The organism is Bacillus sp. EAC (assembly GCF_002156875.1).
In the GTDB taxonomy this organism is placed as follows: domain Bacteria; phylum Bacillota; class Bacilli; order Bacillales; family Bacillaceae_G; genus Gottfriedia.
On the sequence record NZ_NCSY01000013.1, the window covers coordinates 36,005 to 58,120 of the forward strand.

21 protein-coding genes and 1 riboswitch are annotated in these 22,116 nt (G+C 32.2%); of the genes, 16 read left to right on the forward strand and 5 right to left on the reverse strand.

Annotation, left to right across the window (positions count from 1 at the left end; genetic code table 11):
• Positions 1-38: 38 nt before the first annotated feature.
• Positions 39-2,270: an alpha-galactosidase gene (locus B7R65_RS18325; RefSeq protein WP_088044289.1), complete on the reverse strand. Its 2,232-nt coding sequence runs from the start codon at positions 2,268-2,270 to the stop codon at positions 39-41.
• A gap of 459 nt (positions 2,271-2,729) precedes the next feature.
• Between B7R65_RS18325 and galU the strand changes: the two genes are divergently transcribed.
• The 10 genes from galU (at position 2,730) to B7R65_RS18375 (ending at position 12,997) form a co-directional block, all read left to right on the forward strand.
• Entirely contained in the window at positions 2,730-3,623 is an 894-nt protein-coding gene (gene galU, locus B7R65_RS18330) for a UTP--glucose-1-phosphate uridylyltransferase GalU (protein WP_088044290.1), read from the forward strand.
• Between the two features lie 480 nt (positions 3,624-4,103).
• Positions 4,104-5,789, forward strand: coding sequence for a DUF6044 family protein (locus B7R65_RS18335; protein ID WP_373419596.1), 1,686 nt, complete (start codon positions 4,104-4,106; stop codon positions 5,787-5,789).
• Positions 5,790-5,813: 24 nt separating this feature from the next.
• A complete protein-coding gene (locus tag B7R65_RS18340) occupies positions 5,814-6,809 on the forward strand; it encodes a glycosyltransferase family 2 protein (protein WP_088044291.1) in 996 nt (331 codons plus the stop codon).
• A 2-nt stretch (positions 6,810-6,811) separates the two neighbouring features.
• Complete coding sequence (locus tag B7R65_RS18345) at positions 6,812-7,243, forward strand: GtrA family protein (RefSeq protein WP_088044292.1); 432 nt, start codon at positions 6,812-6,814, stop codon at positions 7,241-7,243.
• 4 nt (positions 7,244-7,247) lie between these two features.
• The gene (gene galE, locus B7R65_RS18350; RefSeq protein ID WP_088044326.1) at positions 7,248-8,267 is read left to right on the forward strand and encodes a UDP-glucose 4-epimerase GalE; all 1,020 of its coding nucleotides are present in this window, start codon (positions 7,248-7,250) and stop codon (positions 8,265-8,267) included.
• Between the two features lie 238 nt (positions 8,268-8,505).
• Positions 8,506-9,267 (forward strand): metallophosphoesterase, encoded by a 762-nt coding sequence (locus B7R65_RS18355; protein WP_088044293.1) that lies wholly within the window; start codon positions 8,506-8,508, stop codon positions 9,265-9,267.
• 323 nt (positions 9,268-9,590) lie between these two features.
• On the forward strand, positions 9,591-10,124 hold the full coding sequence (locus B7R65_RS18360) for a hypothetical protein (protein WP_088044294.1): 534 nt from the start codon (positions 9,591-9,593) through the stop codon (positions 10,122-10,124).
• 6 nt (positions 10,125-10,130) lie between these two features.
• Positions 10,131-10,514: a DUF5412 family protein gene (locus tag B7R65_RS18365; RefSeq protein ID WP_088044295.1), complete on the forward strand. Its 384-nt coding sequence runs from the start codon at positions 10,131-10,133 to the stop codon at positions 10,512-10,514.
• Positions 10,515-10,870: 356 nt separating this feature from the next.
• Positions 10,871-12,238, forward strand: coding sequence for an alkaline phosphatase (locus tag B7R65_RS18370; protein WP_373419597.1), 1,368 nt, complete (start codon positions 10,871-10,873; stop codon positions 12,236-12,238).
• A 93-nt stretch (positions 12,239-12,331) separates the two neighbouring features.
• Positions 12,332-12,997: a DUF4352 domain-containing protein gene (locus tag B7R65_RS18375; RefSeq protein WP_256941408.1), complete on the forward strand. Its 666-nt coding sequence runs from the start codon at positions 12,332-12,334 to the stop codon at positions 12,995-12,997.
• 92 nt (positions 12,998-13,089) lie between these two features.
• Here the strand turns inward: B7R65_RS18375 and B7R65_RS18380 are convergent, their stop codons facing one another.
• Positions 13,090-13,455: a winged helix-turn-helix transcriptional regulator gene (locus B7R65_RS18380; protein WP_088044297.1), complete on the reverse strand. Its 366-nt coding sequence runs from the start codon at positions 13,453-13,455 to the stop codon at positions 13,090-13,092.
• 452 nt (positions 13,456-13,907) lie between these two features.
• Between B7R65_RS18380 and B7R65_RS18385 the strand changes: the two genes are divergently transcribed.
• The 3 genes from B7R65_RS18385 to B7R65_RS18395 all read left to right on the forward strand — a co-directional run bounded on the left by B7R65_RS18385 (position 13,908) and on the right by B7R65_RS18395 (position 17,549).
• Complete coding sequence (locus B7R65_RS18385; RefSeq protein WP_088044298.1) at positions 13,908-15,122, forward strand: MFS transporter; 1,215 nt, start codon at positions 13,908-13,910, stop codon at positions 15,120-15,122.
• Positions 15,123-15,400: 278 nt separating this feature from the next.
• Entirely contained in the window at positions 15,401-16,243 is an 843-nt protein-coding gene (locus tag B7R65_RS18390) for an aldo/keto reductase (RefSeq protein WP_088044299.1), read from the forward strand.
• Positions 16,244-16,670: 427 nt separating this feature from the next.
• Positions 16,671-17,549: a TVP38/TMEM64 family protein gene (locus B7R65_RS18395; protein WP_256941405.1), complete on the forward strand. Its 879-nt coding sequence runs from the start codon at positions 16,671-16,673 to the stop codon at positions 17,547-17,549.
• Positions 17,550-17,667: 118 nt separating this feature from the next.
• Here B7R65_RS18395 and B7R65_RS18400 read toward each other — a convergent pair whose 3' ends face one another.
• Positions 17,668-17,979 (reverse strand): magnetosome magnetite crystal formation protein family, encoded by a 312-nt coding sequence (locus tag B7R65_RS18400; protein WP_088044300.1) that lies wholly within the window; start codon positions 17,977-17,979, stop codon positions 17,668-17,670.
• A gap of 149 nt (positions 17,980-18,128) precedes the next feature.
• Positions 18,129-18,773, reverse strand: a complete 645-nt coding sequence (locus tag B7R65_RS18405; RefSeq protein ID WP_088044301.1) for a TVP38/TMEM64 family protein — start codon at positions 18,771-18,773, stop codon at positions 18,129-18,131.
• Between the two features lie 177 nt (positions 18,774-18,950).
• On the opposite strand from B7R65_RS18405, the gene B7R65_RS18410 reads away from it, so the two are divergent.
• The 3 genes from B7R65_RS18410 to B7R65_RS18420 all read left to right on the forward strand — a co-directional run bounded on the left by B7R65_RS18410 (position 18,951) and on the right by B7R65_RS18420 (position 20,658).
• The gene (locus B7R65_RS18410; protein WP_088044302.1) at positions 18,951-19,337 is read left to right on the forward strand and encodes a DoxX family protein; all 387 of its coding nucleotides are present in this window, start codon (positions 18,951-18,953) and stop codon (positions 19,335-19,337) included.
• A gap of 106 nt (positions 19,338-19,443) precedes the next feature.
• Positions 19,444-19,911 carry a DinB family protein gene (locus B7R65_RS18415; protein ID WP_088044303.1) on the forward strand — a complete coding sequence of 156 codons (468 nt, stop codon included), beginning with the start codon at positions 19,444-19,446 and terminating at the stop codon, positions 19,909-19,911.
• A 93-nt stretch (positions 19,912-20,004) separates the two neighbouring features.
• Entirely contained in the window at positions 20,005-20,658 is a 654-nt protein-coding gene (locus tag B7R65_RS18420) for a VC0807 family protein (protein ID WP_088044304.1), read from the forward strand.
• 98 nt (positions 20,659-20,756) lie between these two features.
• Here the strand turns inward: B7R65_RS18420 and B7R65_RS18425 are convergent, their stop codons facing one another.
• Positions 20,757-21,629: a cation diffusion facilitator family transporter gene (locus tag B7R65_RS18425; protein ID WP_088044305.1), complete on the reverse strand. Its 873-nt coding sequence runs from the start codon at positions 21,627-21,629 to the stop codon at positions 20,757-20,759.
• A 308-nt stretch (positions 21,630-21,937) separates the two neighbouring features.
• Positions 21,938-22,111, forward strand: a riboswitch (Lysine riboswitch).
• The last annotated feature ends 5 nt before the right edge of the window (positions 22,112-22,116 follow it).

Below are 22,116 nucleotides of genomic sequence, written 5' to 3' on the forward strand. Positions count from 1 at the left end.
CCTTTTTAATGTCTAAAAGTTGTATGCTAATATGTCGTCTAAAAATCGGATCGAACAAGATAATAGACTTCAGATTGGAAATCCCCCATACGTCGCGCTATTTTTTTGTTTGCCCCATTAAATTCAAGAGGGAGTGGAATACCGTTATACATCAGTTCATCACCTTTGAAAGTTCGATTAACCCCGCTAAGATAATAGTTGCTATAAGGGTTTAATCCAGCCAATTTTATCGTCTTATACGCTTTTGGGTTTGGAGTTGCCAATACTTTATACCAGCCAAAGATCGCTTCTCTTTTATCTTTGCTAACAATCATCCAAGCTGTTTCATTTCCTTTAAATGGGTCAAGTAAGCGGTGAAAATCTCCGGTCCGAATCAGGGTTCGATGTTGCTTGAAAAAATTGATCTGAGATGTAATTTGTGACTTTTCTTCATCTGATAGAATTGACGGATCTAGTTCATAACCAAACGTCCCAAAATAAGCGACATTTGCTCTCGTTGATAACGGGGTAATACGTCCCGTTTGATGATTAGGGGAAGTAGATACATGTGATCCGATGCTATAAATTGGATAAGCGAGTGATGTGCCATATTGTATTTTTAACCGTTCAATAGGATCTGTATCATCGCTTGCCCAAGCTTGTGGGGCGTAAAATAATAAGCCGGCATCAAAACGGCCACCACCACCAGCACAGGATTCAAATAAAACGTGAGGAAATTCCGTTAACAGCTTTTCATATAAATCATACACTCCTAAAATATATCGATGATAAAACTCATCCTGCATATCGTTCTCTAATGCAGGGGAATAAGCCTCTGTAATATATCGATTCATATCCCATTTTATATACGATAAATTTGTCTCTTTAATGATAGCTGCCATCCTATTATATATTTCTTCCACTACTTCTTTTCTAGAAAAGTCTAAAACAAGTTGATTTCTGCCGAGTGAAATAAGTCGATTAGGTGTGCTAACAATCCAATCGGGATGTTCTTTAAATAAATGACTATTTGGACTTACCATTTCGGGCTCAAACCAGAGACCAAATTTTAAACCTAATTGATTTATTTTTTGAGAAAAAGTCTTGATGCCGTTAGGGAATTTCTCTAAATTCGTGTACCAATCACCGAGGGATGAATAAGAATTGTTTCTTTTACCGAACCATCCATCATCTAAAACAAATAACTCACATCCAAGTTCCTTTGCTTGTGTTGCTATATTTAATAGCATTTCTTCATTGAAATTAAAATAAGTGGCCTCCCAATTATTTATTAAAATAGGGCGGTCTGCATTTTTCCAATTTCCTCTGATTAAATGGTTTCGATATAAGTCGTGATAAGTCTGACTCATTCCATTTAATCCTGAATTAGAATAAACCATTACTACTTCAGGTGATTGAAAATGTTCATTTTTGGCTAATTTCCAAGTAAAACGAAAAGGATGAATTCCCATCGTAATTCTAGTTGTATCATAATGATCGACCTCAGCTTGGGCGATGAAATTTGAGCTATAAACAAAATTAAAACTATAAACCTCTCCCTGACTTTCTGTTGTATCTTTCCTTTTAAAAGCTAGAAATGGGTTATGTTGATGGGAGCTTGCACCTCGAATACTTGAAATCGACTGAATACCAGACTCTAAAGGTCGCTCCTTTATATATCTTTCTCTCGACCATGCACCACTTAGCTGAATCATAATGTAATCCTTATCAGGCAAATCGATAGATGCACTCATAAATCGTTCTAAATAGAAGGGATGCGTTCCTTCGTTACAAATATATGCGCTTCGTGTAATCACAGGTAAATCCTTGAAAATCGTATAACATAAAACAAGTTCTGCTTGAAGTAATGAATCTTCAAGGACTATCTGTATTGTTTCAGCATCGTCTTCATTTTCTGTGTAAGTTGCAGGTAGGCCTTCTAGAATAGGTTTTCCTTTTGTAATTGAATAATATTTATAAATAAAATTCGAAATATGGCTACCATTTAATTGTCGGATGCTTAGGGCTGGTTCACGATAATCCGTTGAACCATAGACTGGATATTCCTGTCTAATCGTATCAAGACTGAATGATCGGTCATCATAATAATGAGAGGTGTATGTTGTAGGACGATTTCCATCAAGAAATGGAGATACATCTTCAAATTGATGAATCGCTTTTCCGAAGTAAAATGAGCCAAGATGTCCATTTCTCAACACATAAAATATATAACTAACTTTTCCATTTGTTAGATGGAACTGTTTCAGTTTTTCATTTACAAAAATAAACATACGATCACTCCTAATTAAAATGAGCGGGTTCTATTAGACATGTAACTTACATTTTTATTGGAATAAACATAGTCATCACTTCGGTTTATGTTATCTTGAAATACCTTTAATCGAAGAATCTTTCTAAAAGCTTCTTCTTGTACATTAAAAGGTATTTTTATAGTTAGTCGGTAGATAAAAAAATGATTGGAGTGAAATTTGAGAGATTCCTGGGGGAGATAGCAACAAAATTTAAGCTTCATCCTAAAATTAGAATATTTAGTAGGAGTTAAATGTATTACATAAAAAGAATCAAATCAAAATAATGCGATAAATTATGATTTATTGAAAGTTTATTAAATTATATTTACATAAAATTATAATCCTTTAGTCGGTTTTTTCATGAGAATTTCATAAAACAATTCTATAATCTTCACTGGATAATAAATTTAGAATATGCAAGAAAAGGAGCTAGATTTTATGAGAAAGGTCAAAAAAGCAATTATACCCGCTGCTGGATACGGAACACGCTTTTTACCAGCTACAAAAGCATTACCAAAAGAAATGCTCCCAATCGTAAACAAACCCACGATTCAATATATTGTAGAAGAAGCTATTGAAGCAGGAATTGAAGATATTATTATAGTTACAGGTAAAGGGAAACGTGCAATTGAGGACCATTTTGATCATGTATATGAGTTAGAACGAAAACTATATGAAAATGGTAAGGACATATTACTTGAACAGGTTCTGAAAGCATCCAAATTGGCAGATATCCATTTTATTCGTCAAAAGGAACCAAAAGGTTTAGGACATGCAGTTTGGTGTGCGAGAAAGTTTATTGGAGATGAACCATTTGCAGTCCTATTAGGTGATGATATCGTAGATGCACCAACTCCCTGTATAAAACAACTAATGAATCAATTTGAACAATTAGATACATCAATCATTGGAGTAAAGTCAGTTCCTGAATCAGAAACAGATCGGTACGGAATAGTTGATTCTCTCTCTTTAATTCAGAAGGAAAATTTATATAAAATTTTCAATTTAGTTGAAAAACCTTTGCTAGGGGAAGCCCCTTCAAATTTGGCAATAATGGGAAGATATTTATTAACTCCTGAGATATTTGGTTTTCTGGAAAATTTAAAACCAGATTTAAAAGGTGAAATACAATTAACGGATGCTTTGCAGCAATTAAATAAAATTCAAAACATTTATGGATATGAATTTGAAGGCACAAGATATGATGTAGGTGATTTGAGTGGGTTTATTACAACTAATATTGAATATGCATTACGAAATAAAGAACTTAGAGCACCACTTTTAAAGTATATAGAAAGTATTATGGCGAATACCTCTATTCAGGGCGTGTAAACTTTTATCTTTCAGGCTCATTACTAGATCATTAGTGTTTAATAAATAGGCTTTTGTTAAAGCAAAATGATTGTAAAGAAACTAGTTGGAGATTAAAGGCGTGATACTCCTGTGGCAGTGGTGGTCAGGTAAGTCTCCACAGGCACAATTGCGCTTAGGAGTCCCATCTCCAGACGAATGAAAAAGAAGCATTTAGTAGCAGAAACAATCTCCTTATTAAATTGGAACAATGATTTTGAAAACAGCTTTCCTTAAATTTTTACAAAATAAAATTTATTTGGTTCTGAAATGAGATTTCCCTAGTTTTGAAGGGCAGAATTGCATAGTATTCTCGCAAATTTCTACCTCCGGCCATCTCGCAGCAAATTTTTATAGCAGGAGTTGGAGGATTCTCTGTCTAATTAGTATCTTGGAAAAACAGCATAATAATAGAACAGAGCCCGTTATTAAAAAAAGGAATTATAGTGTGGTGTATCAATTATGAAATTTATGACAGTTTGGAGTAAGGAAAAGAAGCACTTATTTATAGCAACAATTTTAATACTCATCTATGTTTCTCCACTTTTTATCTTAGGAGAAAACGCACATATAAGAGTTCATGATAATTTAGATTCGAACATCGCTTGGTATAAGACACTGAAAAACTCCGGAGAATTATTTAGTAGTATTAATTCAGTCGTTCCACAAGTTATTAATGGATTACCTAGGAATGCATATGGTACGGAGTTTAGTGGTATTCAGTGGCTGAATAATATTTTCCCTTCAATGCTTGCTTATTCAATTTCCCAAATGATTACTAGATTAATCGCGTTTTTAGGGATGTATTTGTTATTAAAAAACCATTTTATTTTTTCTAAAGAAAATTATCTGATTAGAGTATGGGTTTCACTTGCATTTGCGCTTACACCGTTTTGGCCATCCGGTATGCTAAGTACTTTAGGCATGCCCTTAGCTCTATGGGCATTCTTGAATATTAGAAGCGGTAAATATTCATGGAAAGAATGGGTGACCTTAATCTTAATACCTTTCTATTCTAGCTTTGTATTAGGATTTTTCTTTTTTCTAGTTTTTATGGGTTTTCTCTGGTTAAGAGACTTACTCGTTAAAAAGAAAATGAATTGGGTATTCTTTTTAAGTATTGTACTAATGACAGTAATTTACCTAGGAATTGAATATCGACTTGTATATTCCTTAGTATTTCCTTCAGAGCCAACAAGTAGAAATGAATTCCAAAGTTCTAAATTGAGTTTTTGGCATACGATTCGTTTAGTATTTAAAAATTATCTTTTGGGACATACGCATGTACTTACGTTACACACGCTCGTCATTGTACCCCTTTCTTTTATGGCTTTTTGGATGATACGTAATCAAAAAAAAGAGAATATCGAAAAACGATATATCTATCTATTTATTTTCAATTTTTTATTATCAGTTTGGTATGCTTTTTGGTTTTATAAAGGTTGGAAGCCATTAAAGGATCATTATCAATTACTAAATACGTTTAATTTTGCTAGATTTCATTTCTTAAGACCTTTAATAATCTATATTATGTTTGCAGTTGGCAGCTATATATTATGGGTTAAGGGTAAAGGATGGCAAAAGTTTGTGAAAATATGCCTTGCTATTCAAATAATAGTTATGTTTGGTGCAAATGATGAAATTGTATACAGAGTAGCTGCTAAACCTTCCTTTAAACAATTTTATGCGGTCGATCAATTTAAAGAAATTGCACAATATATTGGGAAACCAAAAAAGAGTTATCGTGTAGCAAGTATAGGAATTCATCCAGCAATTGCACAATATAATGGGTTCTATACTCTTGACACATATAATAATTTTTATTCACTTAAATACAAACACCAATTTAGAAAAATTATTTCTCCTGAATTAGATAAAAGTCTATTGCTTAAGAAGTATTTTGATGAATGGGGTGGTAGATGCTACATCTTCGTGGCTGAGTTAGGTAAAAACTATGAATTTAAAAAAGATTCGAAAGTGAAAATTCATCATTTGAAACTTAATATCGAAGCGTTTAAGAAAATGGGTGGCGAATATATTTTTTCTGCCGTACCAATAGAAAATGCAAAAAGTAATGGACTGTTACTGAAGAAAGTATTTGATGAAAAAGATTCTGCATGGAGAATTTATCTTTACGAAGTAAAATAACAGCTAAAATGGAAGTGAAATATAATGAAAAAGCCTATTCTGACAATTGTTGTACCTTGTTACAACGAACAAGAAGTATTTGGGGAAACAGCGTTACAGCTTACAATCGTTTTAGAAGATATGATCGCAGATTATCTTATTTCTGAAGAAAGTAAAATTCTTTTCGTAAACGATGGAAGTAAGGACAGAACTTGGGAATTAATCGAAAATGAATGTGAAAGAAATCATTTAGTAAAAGGATTAAAACTTGCGAAAAATGTAGGACATCAGAATGCTCTAATTGCCGGTCTTGAGGTAGCAAGTAAGCAATCTGATTGTGTAATTTCCATCGATGCAGACTTACAGGATGATATTAATGTCATTCGAACATTTGTAGAAAAATATTTGGATGGTTTCGATATTGTCTATGGTGTGAGAGATAGTAGGGATACGGATACGTTTTTTAAACGTACAACTGCAATTGGATTTTATCGTTTTATGGAGAAAATCGGGATCAACTTAGTACCTAATCATGCGGATTTTCGGCTGATGAGTAAACGTGCACTAGATGAATTGTTTAATTATACAGAAACTAACTTATTCCTTAGAGGACTTGTACCTCTAGTAGGTTTCGCTTCAACAAAAGTTTATTATGATCGAAAAGAAAGACTCGCTGGAGAATCGAAATATCCATTAAAAAAGATGATTGCATTTGCGTTTGATGGAATTACTTCGTTTAGTATCGCTCCAATTAGATTAGTAACATTTCTTGGATTCTTATCTTTAATATTGAGTACGATAGCTGGAGGTTATGCATTTATCCAAGAGATTTTAGGCAATACGGAATCAGGGTGGTCTTCATTAATGATTTCGATTTGGTTTGTAGGTGGTCTGCAATTGATGGGTATTGGAATCATTGGTGAGTATATAGGGAAAATTTATCAAGAAGTTAAAAGACGTCCTAGATATGCAATTGAATGTGATTTATATTCTTTAAACAAAACGCAACAACTAGCTAAAGTGATTCATAAAAAGGGTTAATTATGAAAAATACTTTTGTTCGTTTTATTCTAGTTGGAATTGCCAATACGATTGTAGGCTTAAGTGTAATATATGTACTGTTACATGTAGCTGGTCTATCGTATTGGACGGCCACATTTTTGGGGAATTCAGTTGGGGCATGTGTAAGCTTTCTATTAAATCGGAATTTCACATTTCAAAGTAAAGGATCTGTTAGAAAAAGTATGATCCGATTTATTCTTGTTATCCTATCTTGTTATCTAATTGCATATAATCTGGGAACTAAAATAATCGATTTATTACTTAGTAAGAGCACTTTTATTCCATCACATTATAAAACCGATGTTGCTGTTTTAATAAGTACTTGTTTATACACTATATTAAATTATTATTGCCAGAAACTATTTGTTTTTTCACGTGGAAAAGCACTAGTAATTGAAAAAGAAAGAATGTGATGATTTGAGTATACTAGTCCTAGGTGGAGCAGGGTATATAGGATCTCATGCTGTATATCAACTCATTGATAATGGTTATAAAGTAGTAATCATAGATAATTTTCAAACTGGTCATGAAGAAGCCATTCACTCTGAGGCAAAATTCTATAAAGGTGATATTCGAGATAAAGAATTTTTGCGGACCGTATTTCAAAACGAGAGAATTGACGGAGTAATACATTTTGCAGCAAACAGCTTAGTAGGCGAATCAATGGAGAAGCCTTTGGACTATTTTAGTAATAATGTAGTTGGAACTCAAATGATTTTAGAAGTTATGAATGAGTTTCACGTTAAAAATATTGTATTTTCTTCATCAGCGGCGGTATATGGTGAACCTGAACTAGTGCCTATTTCAGAGGATTTTAGTACTAACCCTACAAACACCTATGGTGAAACAAAGTTAATGATGGAAAAAATGATGAAATGGTGCAGTAGAGCATATGGAATTAAGTATATTTCACTTAGATACTTTAATGTCGCTGGGGCTAGGTGTACTGCCGAAATTGGAGAAGATCATACGCCTGAGACTCACCTAATTCCATTAATTTTAAAAGTTGCTTTAAACCAAAGAGAAGAGATCACAATTTTTGGAGATGATTATGTAACTCCGGATGGAACTTGCATAAGAGACTATATTCATGTGGAAGACTTAGTCGATGCTCATCTATTAGCACTTAACTATCTGTCCAATGGAGGAGAAAGTGATATTTTTAATCTCGGAAATAACAAGGGATATTCAGTATTAGAAGTTGTTGATGCCGTTAGAAAGATAACAAATCATCCCATTCCTTTGAAAATAGGAAAGAGAAGAACTGGTGATCCAAGTATATTAATCGCTTCTTCAGAGAAAGCGAAGAAAATATTAGGTTGGACAATTAGACATGAAGATATCACTTCAATAATTAGTGATGCATGGAATTGGCATAAGTCCAATCCAAATGGTTATTCTGATCACAAAAAGAGACTTCAATTAAAGTACAATTAATATACTATTTAAAAAGAGGTTTTAGAGTAATTAATAACTCCAATGCCTCTTTTTTTGTCATAGAATGTCGATATCTGATCCAAAGAAAGTATTTTATATTAAATCTGTATTAATCAGCTTAAATTTAGAGAATGGGCAAAAATGATATGCAACGAAAGAAAGGAAATTACATGTAATTTCTGTATTGAGTTTCGACTATTGTCCGTAATTAGCAAAGAAGGAATGGTAGGAGGATTACATGATCTATATACTTTTCGCCTTAGTCTTAATAGGTGGTTTACTCTTGATATATATGTACAAACAGGCACATTTAAATATAGTGAGAAAACATGAATTTTCTTTCTCACATTTGAAACTTAATAAGCCTATACGATTATTTTTTATATCTGATATTCATAGAAGAACGATTCATCCTTCAATTATTGATGAAGTAATTGGTCAAGTAGATGTTGTTATTATAGGCGGAGACTTACTAGAAAAAGGTGTTCCATTAAAAAGAGTACATAATAATCTGGAAAAGCTACGCAGATTAGGTCCAATTTATTTTGTTTGGGGTAATAATGACAAAGAGGTTTTACAGGTGCCAATCATGTCTTTATTTCGGAAGAATGGTGTACAAGTGTTGAAAAATACATCTGCAACAATCTTTCATGATAATAAAGGCTTTTCTTTAATCGGAGTAGACGATATGAATACGGGGCTTGTAGATTTAGAAACAGCGCTAAGCGGAGTAAATGAAAGCTCATTTAAAATATTAGTAAGTCATGATCCAAGAGTTTTGAGTTTAATTGAACCTCAACATAAAATTTCGCTTGTTTTGAGTGGGCATACCCATGGAGGTCAAATACGAATCTTCGGTTTTGGACCATATGAAATGGGGAAAACCCATATTTCTAAAGAAGTAATACAAATTGTTAGTAATGGTTATGGTACGACTGCTCTACCGCTAAGATTACAGGCAAAACCGGAAGCGCATCATATCATTATTGAGAGTTATTAAACGTAAGTTAGTAAGTAGAACTATTTATCAAACTAAATTAGTGTTAGAAAAGCCCGTGTTCTTATTCAGTCATGGGTTTTCTTATGTCCACGTAACTTGATTAGGCAATTATTAAAGCTTGTTTACAGATCGGCTGCAATAGACCTGTAAATTGAGATGAGTAAGTTGACTTGGAAGTTTTCATCTAAAAGGGGCGGATTTAGAATAAAAGTAATCTAGTTAACTGGGTTATTATTTAAAATAGCTAATTAATAAATGTAAAATAATGGTAAAATATAGTTGTGCTTATTGTGAAGGACTTTACTTACTGAAGGGGGGATAAAATGAGGAATACATTCCTTGTTTTTTTCATTTGCTTATTTTGTTTAGTAGCCTGCAGTACTCAAAATACAATTGCACCGCCATATAATGGAAATCGTTTAATAATAGGAATCATAGGGAATCCCCCTGAGATCAGAGAAAACAATATAAAGTTTCATAAAATTTCATTCAAAGAATTAGAGGATAGTAGGCTGCTTTCTTCTTTTGATGCGGTCATGATCATGAAAGAGCACCTGTCAGAAGCAGCGGAGAGTAAATATGCAAAAGTTTATAAGCAAGCAAGTATTCCATTCTTTTTTGTACAGTCAACAAAAGCTTTTTTACCTTTTACTGAAGAAGATTTGTCATATGAAGATACTCCTGAATTAGATGCATGGAGTTATGCTGCAGGATATAGGCGAACTCCAGAAGGAATCGATAATTCATGGTCTTTTGGCTTATATGACGATAAGGTAACAAAAGAGAATATATGGGATGTTTATTCAAGGATATTTACTGTCATAGAGACTGAGTCAAAAAAGTATGGGAGATTCTAAACTAATATGAAAATTTCGGGTAGGCTATTTTTTACCTTTTATTTTATCTTAATCGTAATCGTTTTAGGAATTTTTTGTTTGTTTCATTCAAAGCAGTCCAATTCGATCGCCATTTTGGACCACGTAAATACGAATAAATTAGATGTCATTGAGGAGCTTCCTTCCCCGAATGGACATCAAAAGTTGACCATTTATTTATATGGTGGCGTTTTTTTGAAATCAGATTATAGCTATATCGGACAGTTAACTTCCAAAGGCCATAAAAAAGGAAAGTTCATATTGTGGTTATCTCCAGACAAGTATAATGTGAGTTGGGTAAATAATCATGAAATACTTATAAATCATAAAAAGATAAATGTTCAAAAAGAAAAGTATGATTTTAGATATTAACTTAACTAACAGAGGGATAATCAGTGTTAGATCCAGTAAAAATGGTTTTAAAGAACGAAATCGGAGATCCAAATTAAATTGAACGAAGATGATTTTGTACAAATTTCAAAAGCACTTTTTGATGAAATGGAAGTTGAGTTATTAGAAGTTAGCAATAATTAATTTAACTTTAAAAGGTAAAGAACCTCACTAGTCTTAAACTGGAGAGGTTCTTTATTTATTTCTATATATAAAATTTACTCATTCAATACATTCTTTAATATCAATTTACAGCGGCTCCATAGCAGATTAATAATTCTATTTTATAGTTAAAAAGTAATTAGAAAATAATTAAAAACGTTAAGGGGGATATTCATTTGTTAAATAACACACTAAAAAAGAAATTAATTCCTGTAGCAGTGCTTTCAACTATGGTAGTAGGTACATTTATTGGTTCATTTGCGAATAATGAAGTTCAAGCGAAAGAAGTTTCAAAAAAAGATGAAATCAGAAACGTCATTTTCTTCATTGGTGATGGTATGGGAGTATCTTATACAACTGCTCTTCGCTACTTAAAAGATGATCCAGCAACTAAAGAAGTTGAGCAAACTGAATTAGATAAATATCTTGTAGGCCAACAAATGACTTATCCTGAAGATCCAAAACAAAACATCACAGATTCTGCTGCAGCGGCTACCGCAATGTCGGCTGGTATAAAAACATACAATGCAGCGATTGGCGTAGATAATGATGGATCCTCTGTTAAAACAGTTCTAGAAGCTGCTAAAGAAAAAGGTAAATCAACAGGTTTGGTTGCAACTTCTGAAATCACACATGCTACACCTGCTTCTTACGGTGCACACGACGTTAACCGTAAAAACATGAATGCAATAGCAGATGACTATTATGATGAAATGATTAAAGGTGGTCACAAAATTGATGTCATGTTAGGTGGCGGATTAAGTAATTTTGTACGAGAAGACCGTGATTTAACAAAACAATTTAAAAAAGATGGTTACTCTTATGTAACAAATAAAAATGAGATGTTAAATGATAAAAACTCTAAAATATTAGGACTGTTTTCCCCAGGTGGAATGCCAAAAATGATTGATCGCGATTCAACTATGCCTTCATTAAGAGATATGACAAATACTGCGATTAATAAGTTAAATAAAAATAAAGATGGTTTCTTTTTAATGGTAGAAGGTAGCCAAATTGACTGGGCTGGTCATGATAATGATATTGTTGCATCTATGAGTGAAATGGAAGATTTCGAAAACGCATTTAAGTCGGCAATCGCTTTTGCTAAAAAGGACAAACATACATTAGTAGTAGCTACAGCTGACCACTCAACAGGTGGCTTTTCAATTGGTGCAAAAGGTGATTACAACTGGTACGGTGCTCCAATTATGGCTGCAAAACGTACACCTGACTTTATGGCAGAGCAAATTTCAAAAGGTGCAGATGTAGAGCAAACACTAAAATCTTATATCGGCTTACAATTAAAACCAGAAGAAATCCAGTCTGTTAAAACTGCGGCGCAATCTAAAGATCTAGTTCAAATTGATAATTCTATTGAAGCGATATTTGATAATCGCTCAGTAACTGGATGGACAACAGGTGGTCATACAGGCGAAGATGTTAATGTATATGCTTATGGTCCTGGTAGTCAATTATTTGCTGGTAAAATCGATAATACTGATCAAGCGAAAAACATCTTTAACATCTTGAAAAATGGAAGATAAAATGAATGTTCCCGTTAGATGAGTTAATTTAACGGGAACTTTCTTTGAATTACTCATGACATAAGAAGATAGAGGGGGATTGACGTGAAAAAAATGATTCCAATGTTTTTAGCATTTACGATGTTAAGTGGATGTAACTTTGTGCAAGATACTGATAAACAACATGTTAATACCGATCATACTCAATCGGATAAAGCTTCAACTATCGAGCACAAAGCAAAATCACTATCAGATATTTATGTACCGAACCCTCAAGTAACAGATGATACAAAATTATTAAAAATAGGACAAATAATAAAAGATGATAAGGGTGAAGTGACTTTAAATGGATTAGCTGCTTTGAATAAATCATTTCATATTGGTCCAATCGAAATGAAAATTAAAAATGTGAAACTAATTCATAATTTACCGACATATTCCTTGATGGACTATTTTCATTATTACACCGAACATTATGAGGAGTTTGAATTTGTAAAAGTAGAGGTAGAATTGATTAATCATTCAAGTGAAAATGTACGATTTGGACCTGTTTCACATTTGATTACTAGTAATAGTGAAGAAAAAGTATTTAAAGATGATTTTTATATTGAATATTTAGGTGGAGAGATTGCTGCAAACAGCTCCAAGCAAGGTGCCTTAGGTTTTATAGTGGAAAAAACTTCACCTAGGCTCAATTGGTTAGAGATTACAACCAGTGATGTACTTGATGACAATCAAAAAGTTATACAAAAGGGTCAAAGAATAAAAGTAGATTTTTAACTGTTTAATAAAAAATAAATTAGATTTAATTTAGTAAATAAAAAACTCCTTTTCTTATAAAAAAGGAGTTTTTTTCATCCGATCATTTTACATTATAAAGTGACTTCGTCTTCTACAGGTGAAAGAAGCACTTCGTTTTTATCAGGATACATTTGTTCAATGTGGTGTTCACCCCAAGAACATAATAAATCTAATACTTCTTTAAGTGACCATCCATATTCAGTTAAAGAATATTCAACTTTTGGAGGAACTTGATTAAATACTTCTCTATTAACAATATTGTCTTCTTGTAGCTCTTTTAATTGTTGAGTAAGCATTTTTTGAGTGATGTTAGGCATCAACTTTTTTAATTCACTCGTTCGTCTCTTACCTTTTATTAAATGACAAAGGATTACAACCTTCCATTTGCCTCCAATAACATCTAACGAAGCTTCTACTGGAATGTTATATTTTTTCATCATAATGCCCCCATACAATATTTTTTTACTAGTACGATCCTTTTATACACTATCTTTCAAAATAGCCAGTACATGTTCATTTATGTGATTAAAATATCATACCACTCTTAGTCGATACTGTGTAGATTTCAGCGTTATTTATATTTTTTTCCAAAAAATTTCTATAAAAATTCCTTTATTTTCAAAAATGTTACTAAAAAGTAACTATATCACTTCAAAGTGCATACTTCTCATCGTTTCTAGAGTAGTTCATAATGACAACTAGTTGATGATCAATACAGGACATCAATATACAACATTAGTCAATTGTAGAGTTTCTTTTAATATGTATGAAAAAGTATCTACAATTTATGGTTCATATTTTCTGTTATTACTAAAAGGACATAATTTTTAGGCGCCATGTCCCTAAAGTAATTGAACAACAAAATATATTATACAAGGAGGATTCTTAAATGAGTTCGACTGCTCACGCGATAAATAGTCAAGAGAAAAAAACTGGGACTCCAGCTTTAATGGCTCTAGCAATTAGTGCTTTCGGAATTGGAACAACTGAATTTGTTCCTGTTGGATTACTTTCAACACTATCGGACGACCTTAGTATTTCGATTACTTTGGCAGGTTTATTGATTTCAGGGTATGCAATGGGTGTTGCTTTTGGGGCACCGATTTTAACAGCTTTAACAAACAAAATGAATCGAAAATCATTATTAATGCTTTTAATGATTATTTTTATAGTAGGAAACAGTGTCGCTGCAATTTCGACAAGTTTTGGATTACTTTTAGTTGCTCGAATTATAACAGCATTTTCTCATGGTGTTTTCTTTTCAATTGGTTCAACGATTGCAGCTGATTTAGTGCCAGAAAATAAAAGAGCTAGTGCAATAGCATTTATGTTTACTGGTTTAACCGTTGCTACTGTAACAGGTGTGCCATTAGGGACCTTTATCGGTCAACATTTTGGATGGAGATCAACCTTCTGGGCAGTTGCCATTTTAGGATTCATAGCAATCATTGCAATTTCAATACTAGTTCCTAAAAACATTAAACAAGCACCTGCTTCAAAGCTTAGTGATAACTTCAAAATACTAACGAATGGTCCATTATTATTAGCGTTTGCCATTACAGCATTGGGTTATGGTGGTACATTTGTTGCGTTCACGTATTTAACACCCATATTAGAAAAAATTACAGGTTTTGCACCAAGTGCTGTAAGTATCATTTTACTTGTATATGGTGTTGCTGTTGCATTAGGAAACACTTTCGGTGGAAAGGCTGCGAATAAAAATCCATTAAAAGCATTAACTTGGATGTTTCTAATTCAAGCAATTATACTCGTGATTTTAACGTTTACAGCTCCATATAAAGTAGTTGGGACTGTTACTATTTTCTTCTTAGGATTATTAGCATTTATGAATGTCCCAGGATTACAAATATACGTGGTTAAATTAGCTGAGAAATATGTTCCTTCAGCTGTTGATATTGCTTCAGCTTTAAACATCGCTGCATTTAACGTGGGGATTGCAATTGGTGCTTTCGTTGGTGGATTAATTGTTGATTCAATCGGATTAACTCATACACCATGGATTGGTGGATTAATGGTTTTTGGAGCAGTTCTTTTAAGTTTATGGAGTGCAGCACTAGAAAAAAGAAAATTAAAATCCCTCTAATTAAAAGGCTCTTTTCTAAAAGATTGTTGTTTTTAAAACAAACCGTAAATAAAGAAAATGATAAACGGATATGCGAGACTCCTGTGGGAGTAGCGGGAAAGATGAGACCTTAGCAGGCGCGCCGAGGAGGCTCATCGCCCGCCCCACGGAAAAGCGAGCATCCTGGAGTGGAAATCGACGAATTACTTTTTTAATAGCTACAAATTTTACTAAAACAACCAATTAAAAATATGTCAAATCATCAGTATTGAAATTGAATATAAAAGGAGATAGAAAAAATGACTAATAGAATTAAAAATCACGTTACATTAAATAATGGAATCGAAATGCCTACTATAGGATTAGGCGTTTTTCAAGTTGAAGATGGACAAATTGTTGTTGATTCAGTTAAAGCGGCAATCAGAAATGGATATCGTAGTATTGATACAGCAGCTATCTATCAAAACGAAGAAGGCGTTGGTCAAGGTATAAAAGAGGCTCTTGAAGAGAATGGATTAAGCAGAGAAGAGTTATTTATTACTTCAAAAGTATGGAATGCGGATCTAGGCTACGAATCAACTTTAGAAGCATTTGAACTTAGCTTAAAAAAATTAGGACTAGATTATTTAGACCTTTATCTAATACATTGGCCAGTTGAAGGCAAATACGTTGATACGTGGAAAGCACTTGAAACACTTTATAAAAATGGAAAAGTTAAGGCTATTGGTATGAGCAATTTCCAAATTCACCACTTAAAAGATGTAATGTCGAATGTAGAAATTATGCCAATGGTAAACCAAGTTGAACTACACCCTTTATTAAGCCAAGTAGAATTAAGAGAATTCTTAAAAGAAAATTCAATTCAAGTAGAAGCATGGGCACCATTAATGCAAGGACAATTATTTGAGAATGAAACGTTATTAAAAATTGCTAAATCACATAATAAATCAATTGCTCAAATTGTATTACGTTGGCATTTACAAAATGGAGTTGTTATTATCCCTAAATCAATTAAAGAACATCGAATCCAAGAAAATGCAGATCTATTTGATTTCGAATTATCTTTAGAGGAAATGAGCGAAATAAATGCTTTAAATCAAAATCATCGAGTAGGTCCTGATCCAGATAACTTTGATTTTTAATTAGGCTCATTTTGAAAAGAAAAACTTAGCCTATAAATATAATAGAAGAAAAAGAGTGGTAACAAATTGTTACTACTCTTTTTGTATTTTCATAGAGAACTTATTATTTTTTCAAGAAAGTATAAAAGAAAGTACTCTAAGTTAAATGTTCAATAGTCGTAAGTGAGTTTTGTAAAGAAATCGAGCGTATAATGCTCTACTTCAACCTCAGAGATGGGATGTAAGGTGTACTATTGGTCATTTTTTTAAAAATTTATTATAATATAGGTAAAATTTCCCTCACTCTCAGACTAAAGTCTTATTAAATTTAATACTTAGGTGCATATGAGAAATGGAAGTTGTTATTTACAATTAAAATGAGGTAGTTTACGAAATTGATAGATTGCTAAATAGAATCTCGGAGTAGTGGAGGGGGTTAATTAATCTGATGCAAAAAAAGAAAAATATGATGAAAGAACTCTCGATACATGTCTTACTGGCAGCAGTATCAATTTTCTTTTTACTTGAATTTTTACCTACGGTTGTTTCGATCTATAAAGGGCTATTTACCTTTGCCATAATGAGTATCTTATTACTTGATTTTTATCTTGTTCTATCAAATCACAAAAAGATATTAAAAGTAACGAAAATTGCATTAGTCTTGATATTGATTTGTATTTCAGTAGTCGGATTAATTTTTTATATTACAAAGTTTTTAGTTTTTGCTGATACGTATGGAGTTGAACGAATATTAATAGATCATATATCGATAGCTAAATTAATATTTTTTACAATTTGCTTTTTTCAACCTATCTTTTTACCAATACCAGAAGCAGTAACATTACCAGCAGGTAGTGCAGTGTTAGGTTCCTTCCAAGGAGCTTATATTGGATTTCTTGGGTCTATATCAGGGATAGTTGTCATGTATTTCTTAGCAAGAATAGGTGGTTTAAAACTTGTAGCCAAGTTTGTTAAAGAGAAACATTTAAAAAGGTATCAAGAGTATGTTTCTAAGAATGAAACCATTATTTTAACGTTGATGTTTATTATCCCAATTTTGCCAGATGAAATTATCTGTGTTGGAGCGGGAATCAGCAAGGTCTCTTTTAAGCGATTTATAATAATCGCCTCAATTTCAAAGTTGGTTACTTCATCATTGTTATCATATTCGGTCTACTTAGCTAAACTGTTTTCATTATCGGCGACTCAATTGATTTTTGGTAGCTCGATCATTATACTGTTCGTTTTTCTTCTATCTTTTATTATTAAAAAATCTATTAAAAAAGCGAATGCGAAAGAAGTATATATGACATCTCATGGAGAATAAGAGGAAATGAATAATATTCTTTTATTTGTCGAATAAGACAATTTCCTAAGAAATAATGTAGAAAAACATATAAAAAACACAAAAAAAAAACACAGTAAATGAACTGTGTTTTTTGTCGTTATGGATTCATTAAAACCTTTATGCCTTGAACAATATTCCAAATAAATACTACTAAATTAATGATGAATGCAAGTGCAAATCCTATTACAGTCAATCCGACGGCACCGTCGAAATTTCCAAATGAAAAGATTGAAATAATAATGAAAATGGCAATTGTTATGAATGGGAGCAAATGAGAAAAAAATGCTCGTTTCGAATGAGATTTAATTTGTAAATCTTTCGCCACAAAATAAACGATTATAGGGAATAAAAATGGCGCAAAGAACACGCTGAAATAACATAATGAGGACAATATCTTATTTGTTTCCAATTGTTTACCTCCAGAACTTTTATTAAATTTTACTAATAATCTTATTATAGTTCAAAATTAAGATGAAATCAGATTTTTTTAGTGAATCAATCCAAATGTTACCAGTAGCTGATTAAATGGATGATCAAATTTTAATAGTATCTAACAAATCAGGATGAATAATTAATATCCTTTTTTTGTTTCCTTCTAATAGAAAAATACAGAACTGTTAGGAGTAAAATTGGTAAAGAAATACACAGTGTAATCCATGGATATTCTAATAAAAAATTACCATATAGTGTGTAAAGGATTGCAATTGGAATATTTCCTGCTAAGACGATTAGAATGTATGACAAGTATTTCATATTCGTTGAAGCGGCAATAAAGCAAGCGCCATCGGTAGGGGCAAGAGGGGTCGCAACAGTAATAAATAAGTATTTTTTTCGATTTAATAGAATTTCTTTATTGAGAGAAGGATATTTTTCTTCCATGAATTGTTGAATACGATCACTTAAAATACTTCTACTAAGTGCATAAATGATAGACTCAGTTATTAACATGCCTGTAAGTGAAAGTACAATCGCTTCGAGTGGGTTGAAAAATAAACTCCCAACTACAATTAATATCGAGCTTGGAATAAATAAAAAGATTCGAGCACAGAAAATGATTAAAAATAAAACTGTAGGAGGAAGAGTTGAATGGATAATGAGCTGTTTTATTTCTTCTAATGATAAATGAAATAAATTATATCGAAAGGCTACTAGTAACAAAATGATCCAGGAACTGATGACAATGAATGGTAGGACTTTTTTCATGTTAAGGCTCCCCTTTTACTAGAGAAATCATATGTTATACTATTCTATTCTAATTAGTGAGGAAAACTGATTTATTTTTAAAAATTTATTATGAATATCTGACATATTCGTTTTAAATTATGAATATCCATTACTAAGCAATAAATATCTCAAATTAAAGAGAATTGAGGTGTAGATATGCTTGATGAAGGACTATTGATTCTAAGACTTGTTTTAGGAATTATTTTAGCGGCACATGGTGTACAGAAATTATTTGGATGGTTTGGTGGTTATGGTATTAAAGGGACTGGTCAATGGTTAGAATCAATTGGTGTTAAACCCGGTGCATTTTTTGCATTTTTAGCTGGTGCAGCTGAACTCGTAGGCGGATTTTTCGTTGCGGCTGGTGTCTATACGACAGTTGGAGCATGGTTAATCATATTGGTGATGTTAGTGGCCGTCTTAAAAGTTCATTTGAAAAACGGATTTTGGAATGGTTCAAATGGATTTGAATTTAATTTGTTAATCATTGCCGCAGCTGTTAGTGTATTATTAACTGGACCTGGTTCATATACATTATTTTAAATTTTTCAAAGAGGACATTCAGAAAATGAATGTTCTTTTTTATGCTGAAAAATAACAATATTTTCTGTTAAGATAATATAAGCATATCGAAAATGGAGGGGACAGAATGAAAGATTCGATTTTTGAACAACTTAAATTTACGAGATCTTATACTTTAAGATTATTAAGTTCAGTTTCAACAGACGTGGTAGAGAAAGTACCCGCAGGATTTAATAATAATATTCTTTGGAATGCTGGTCACATTTTAGCAGCATATGAACAATTACTTTATGCAAATACAGGTGATGAACTTAACCTTTCTGAAGATGTTATTAGTTTCTTTAAAGGCGGTACAAAACCTAGTGATTGGAATAGTGAGCCTCCTAGTTTTGAAGAAATTATTGCTTTATTAGAAAAGCAAATCGAACAAATTATTTCTACATATGAAGGTCGTTTAGATGAAGAAATGAAAAAAGAAATAAAGTTAGGTGGATTTGAAATTAAAACTGTTCGTGACATGATTAGTTTTAATATTTTCCATGAAGGTTTACATTCAGGTTTGATAAATGGATTAAAAAGAACATTTGGTCAATAATTGATAAAATCTAAGAGTATCTGCTCTTAGATTTTTTTGTTATAATCAATTTTAACTATTGCAAAGTAGAATATGAAAAATGAGGTTATTAAAATGAAAAAAGAAAGTAATTTAATTATTTACGATCTAATTTTGTATTTAGTATTTCCGCTTGTTTTATATAAATTTTTAAAGCCTGTTATTGGAGATTATTGGGCAATGATCGTTCCAACAATTCCAGGGATTTTATATACGTTGTTTCGCTTTTGGTATACTAAACAGTTTAATGTAACGGGTATTTTTCTTATTTCTACGATGACGGTTAGTACAGCTGTGGATTTGTATGCGGGGTCGGCATCAAACTTAATCTTATACAATGTGTATTATCACTTTGCACTTGTCGCAGTATTTTTTCTGTTACTAGTACTTAAAAAGCCATTACCGTATTATTTTATGATCGATATTGCAGCTATTCAAGGTCAAGATAGGGAAGAAAGTAAAAAGTTATATAAACATCCATCTCTATTTAAATTATTTAATTATTTAATGATCGCTTGGATTATAAAAGATATTTTGTTTGCGGCTGCCCAGTGGTGGATGTTAGAGAATTATGGAATTAAAGCATACTATTCTCGTACAATTATCTTTACTGTTGGGGGATATGTTTTTGGGATAATCATGGCAATTGGCTATGCGATGGTAACATTAAGAGCCCAAAAAATTAAAGAAAACGATGAAGACAAACCTTCAGATGAATTGATTATATAATAGAAAAGACGCATCTAATTTAGATGCGTCTTTTGTTTTGGATGCTTATAGTTTTTTAGCTGAGTTTATCAAAATCATTTCGAAGAACGATTCGAAAACTATGCGTTTCTCACTTTTTCATTTTCAGGTTCAACATGAATTAAAATATTCGGATTGATAAGAACTTTTTTGATATCATCTTCAATTTTATCGCACAATATATGGGCCTCTTCAATGCTCATGCTAGATGGTAATACTAAATGAAAATCGATATGTTCTTCTGCACCAGAACGTCTTGTGCGTAGATCATGATACTCTATAAACTGAGATTTATAAGATAGTAATACTTCTTCTATTTGCGTAAGTTCATCTGATGTAAGCCCAGTATCAAGTAAAGGAGTAAAAGATTTTCGACCAAGCTCTACGGATTCCTTCATTATATATAATGCGATTCCAATTCCTATAAGTGCATCAAGTACTTCCCATCCTGTTAAACTAACTAATAGTAAACTTATGGCAACACCAACTGATGAGTAAACATCTGTTAATAAATGTAATGCATTGGATTGCATAGCAACTGAATGTGTTTCATCACCGACCTTTTTAACTATTTTACCAACTCTCCAGTTAATCAGTGCCCCAATCAACATAACGATAACGCCTATAAAAGGTAGTTTAATAGGTGTCGGATGAAGAAGTTTTTGAACTGATTCAACAATAATCCAAATACCTGCAATGAAGATAAGGATTGTTTCAACTGTTCCAGAAATATTTTCAAATTTCCCATGCCCATACGGATGTTCTTTATCTGGTGGTCTATTTGAAATTTTGACTGAGAAAAACGCGATAACTGACGCAATTAAATCCAATAATGAATGAATTGCTTCTGAGATAATTGCAACTGAACCAGTAATGATTCCTACAACTAATTTTAATAATACGATGAATGAATTACTGAAAATCGAAAGGATTGCTATTTTGGTTGAACGCAATCTTATCACCCCTGACCAATTTTTTCTACTTAAGTTAAGAGTTTTGTCCTAGTGCAACAAAAAAGAAAAACCACTAACAGTTGTTAGTGGTTTGTTTTTTAAAATTTATATATTTTAATTGTTTGCCAAAAAGTTTTTTCATTTTGATCACCTTATTTTCTCGCATAAAATATATTCTATAGTAAAGATAATATTTTGAAAAGAAAAATTTGTGTAGTGGAATGTGGTAATATTCCTTCCTTATACTGAAAATAGTTTGACACTAATTTTAGACTATGTTATACATAGACTAATATAATAAATAACTATCAATTCGTAGAGGTTGCATCGTATAAGATTATCGTTTATGAGAACTGTGGGTTCAGTGATTAAATGAAAAAGGATTCGATGCCGAAGTAGTAAAGTGCCACACGCTTTATTGCTGGGACTACATTTAATAAGTGTAGTACTGTCACATGTGTTTGTGAAGAGCTATTGAAGAGATGTG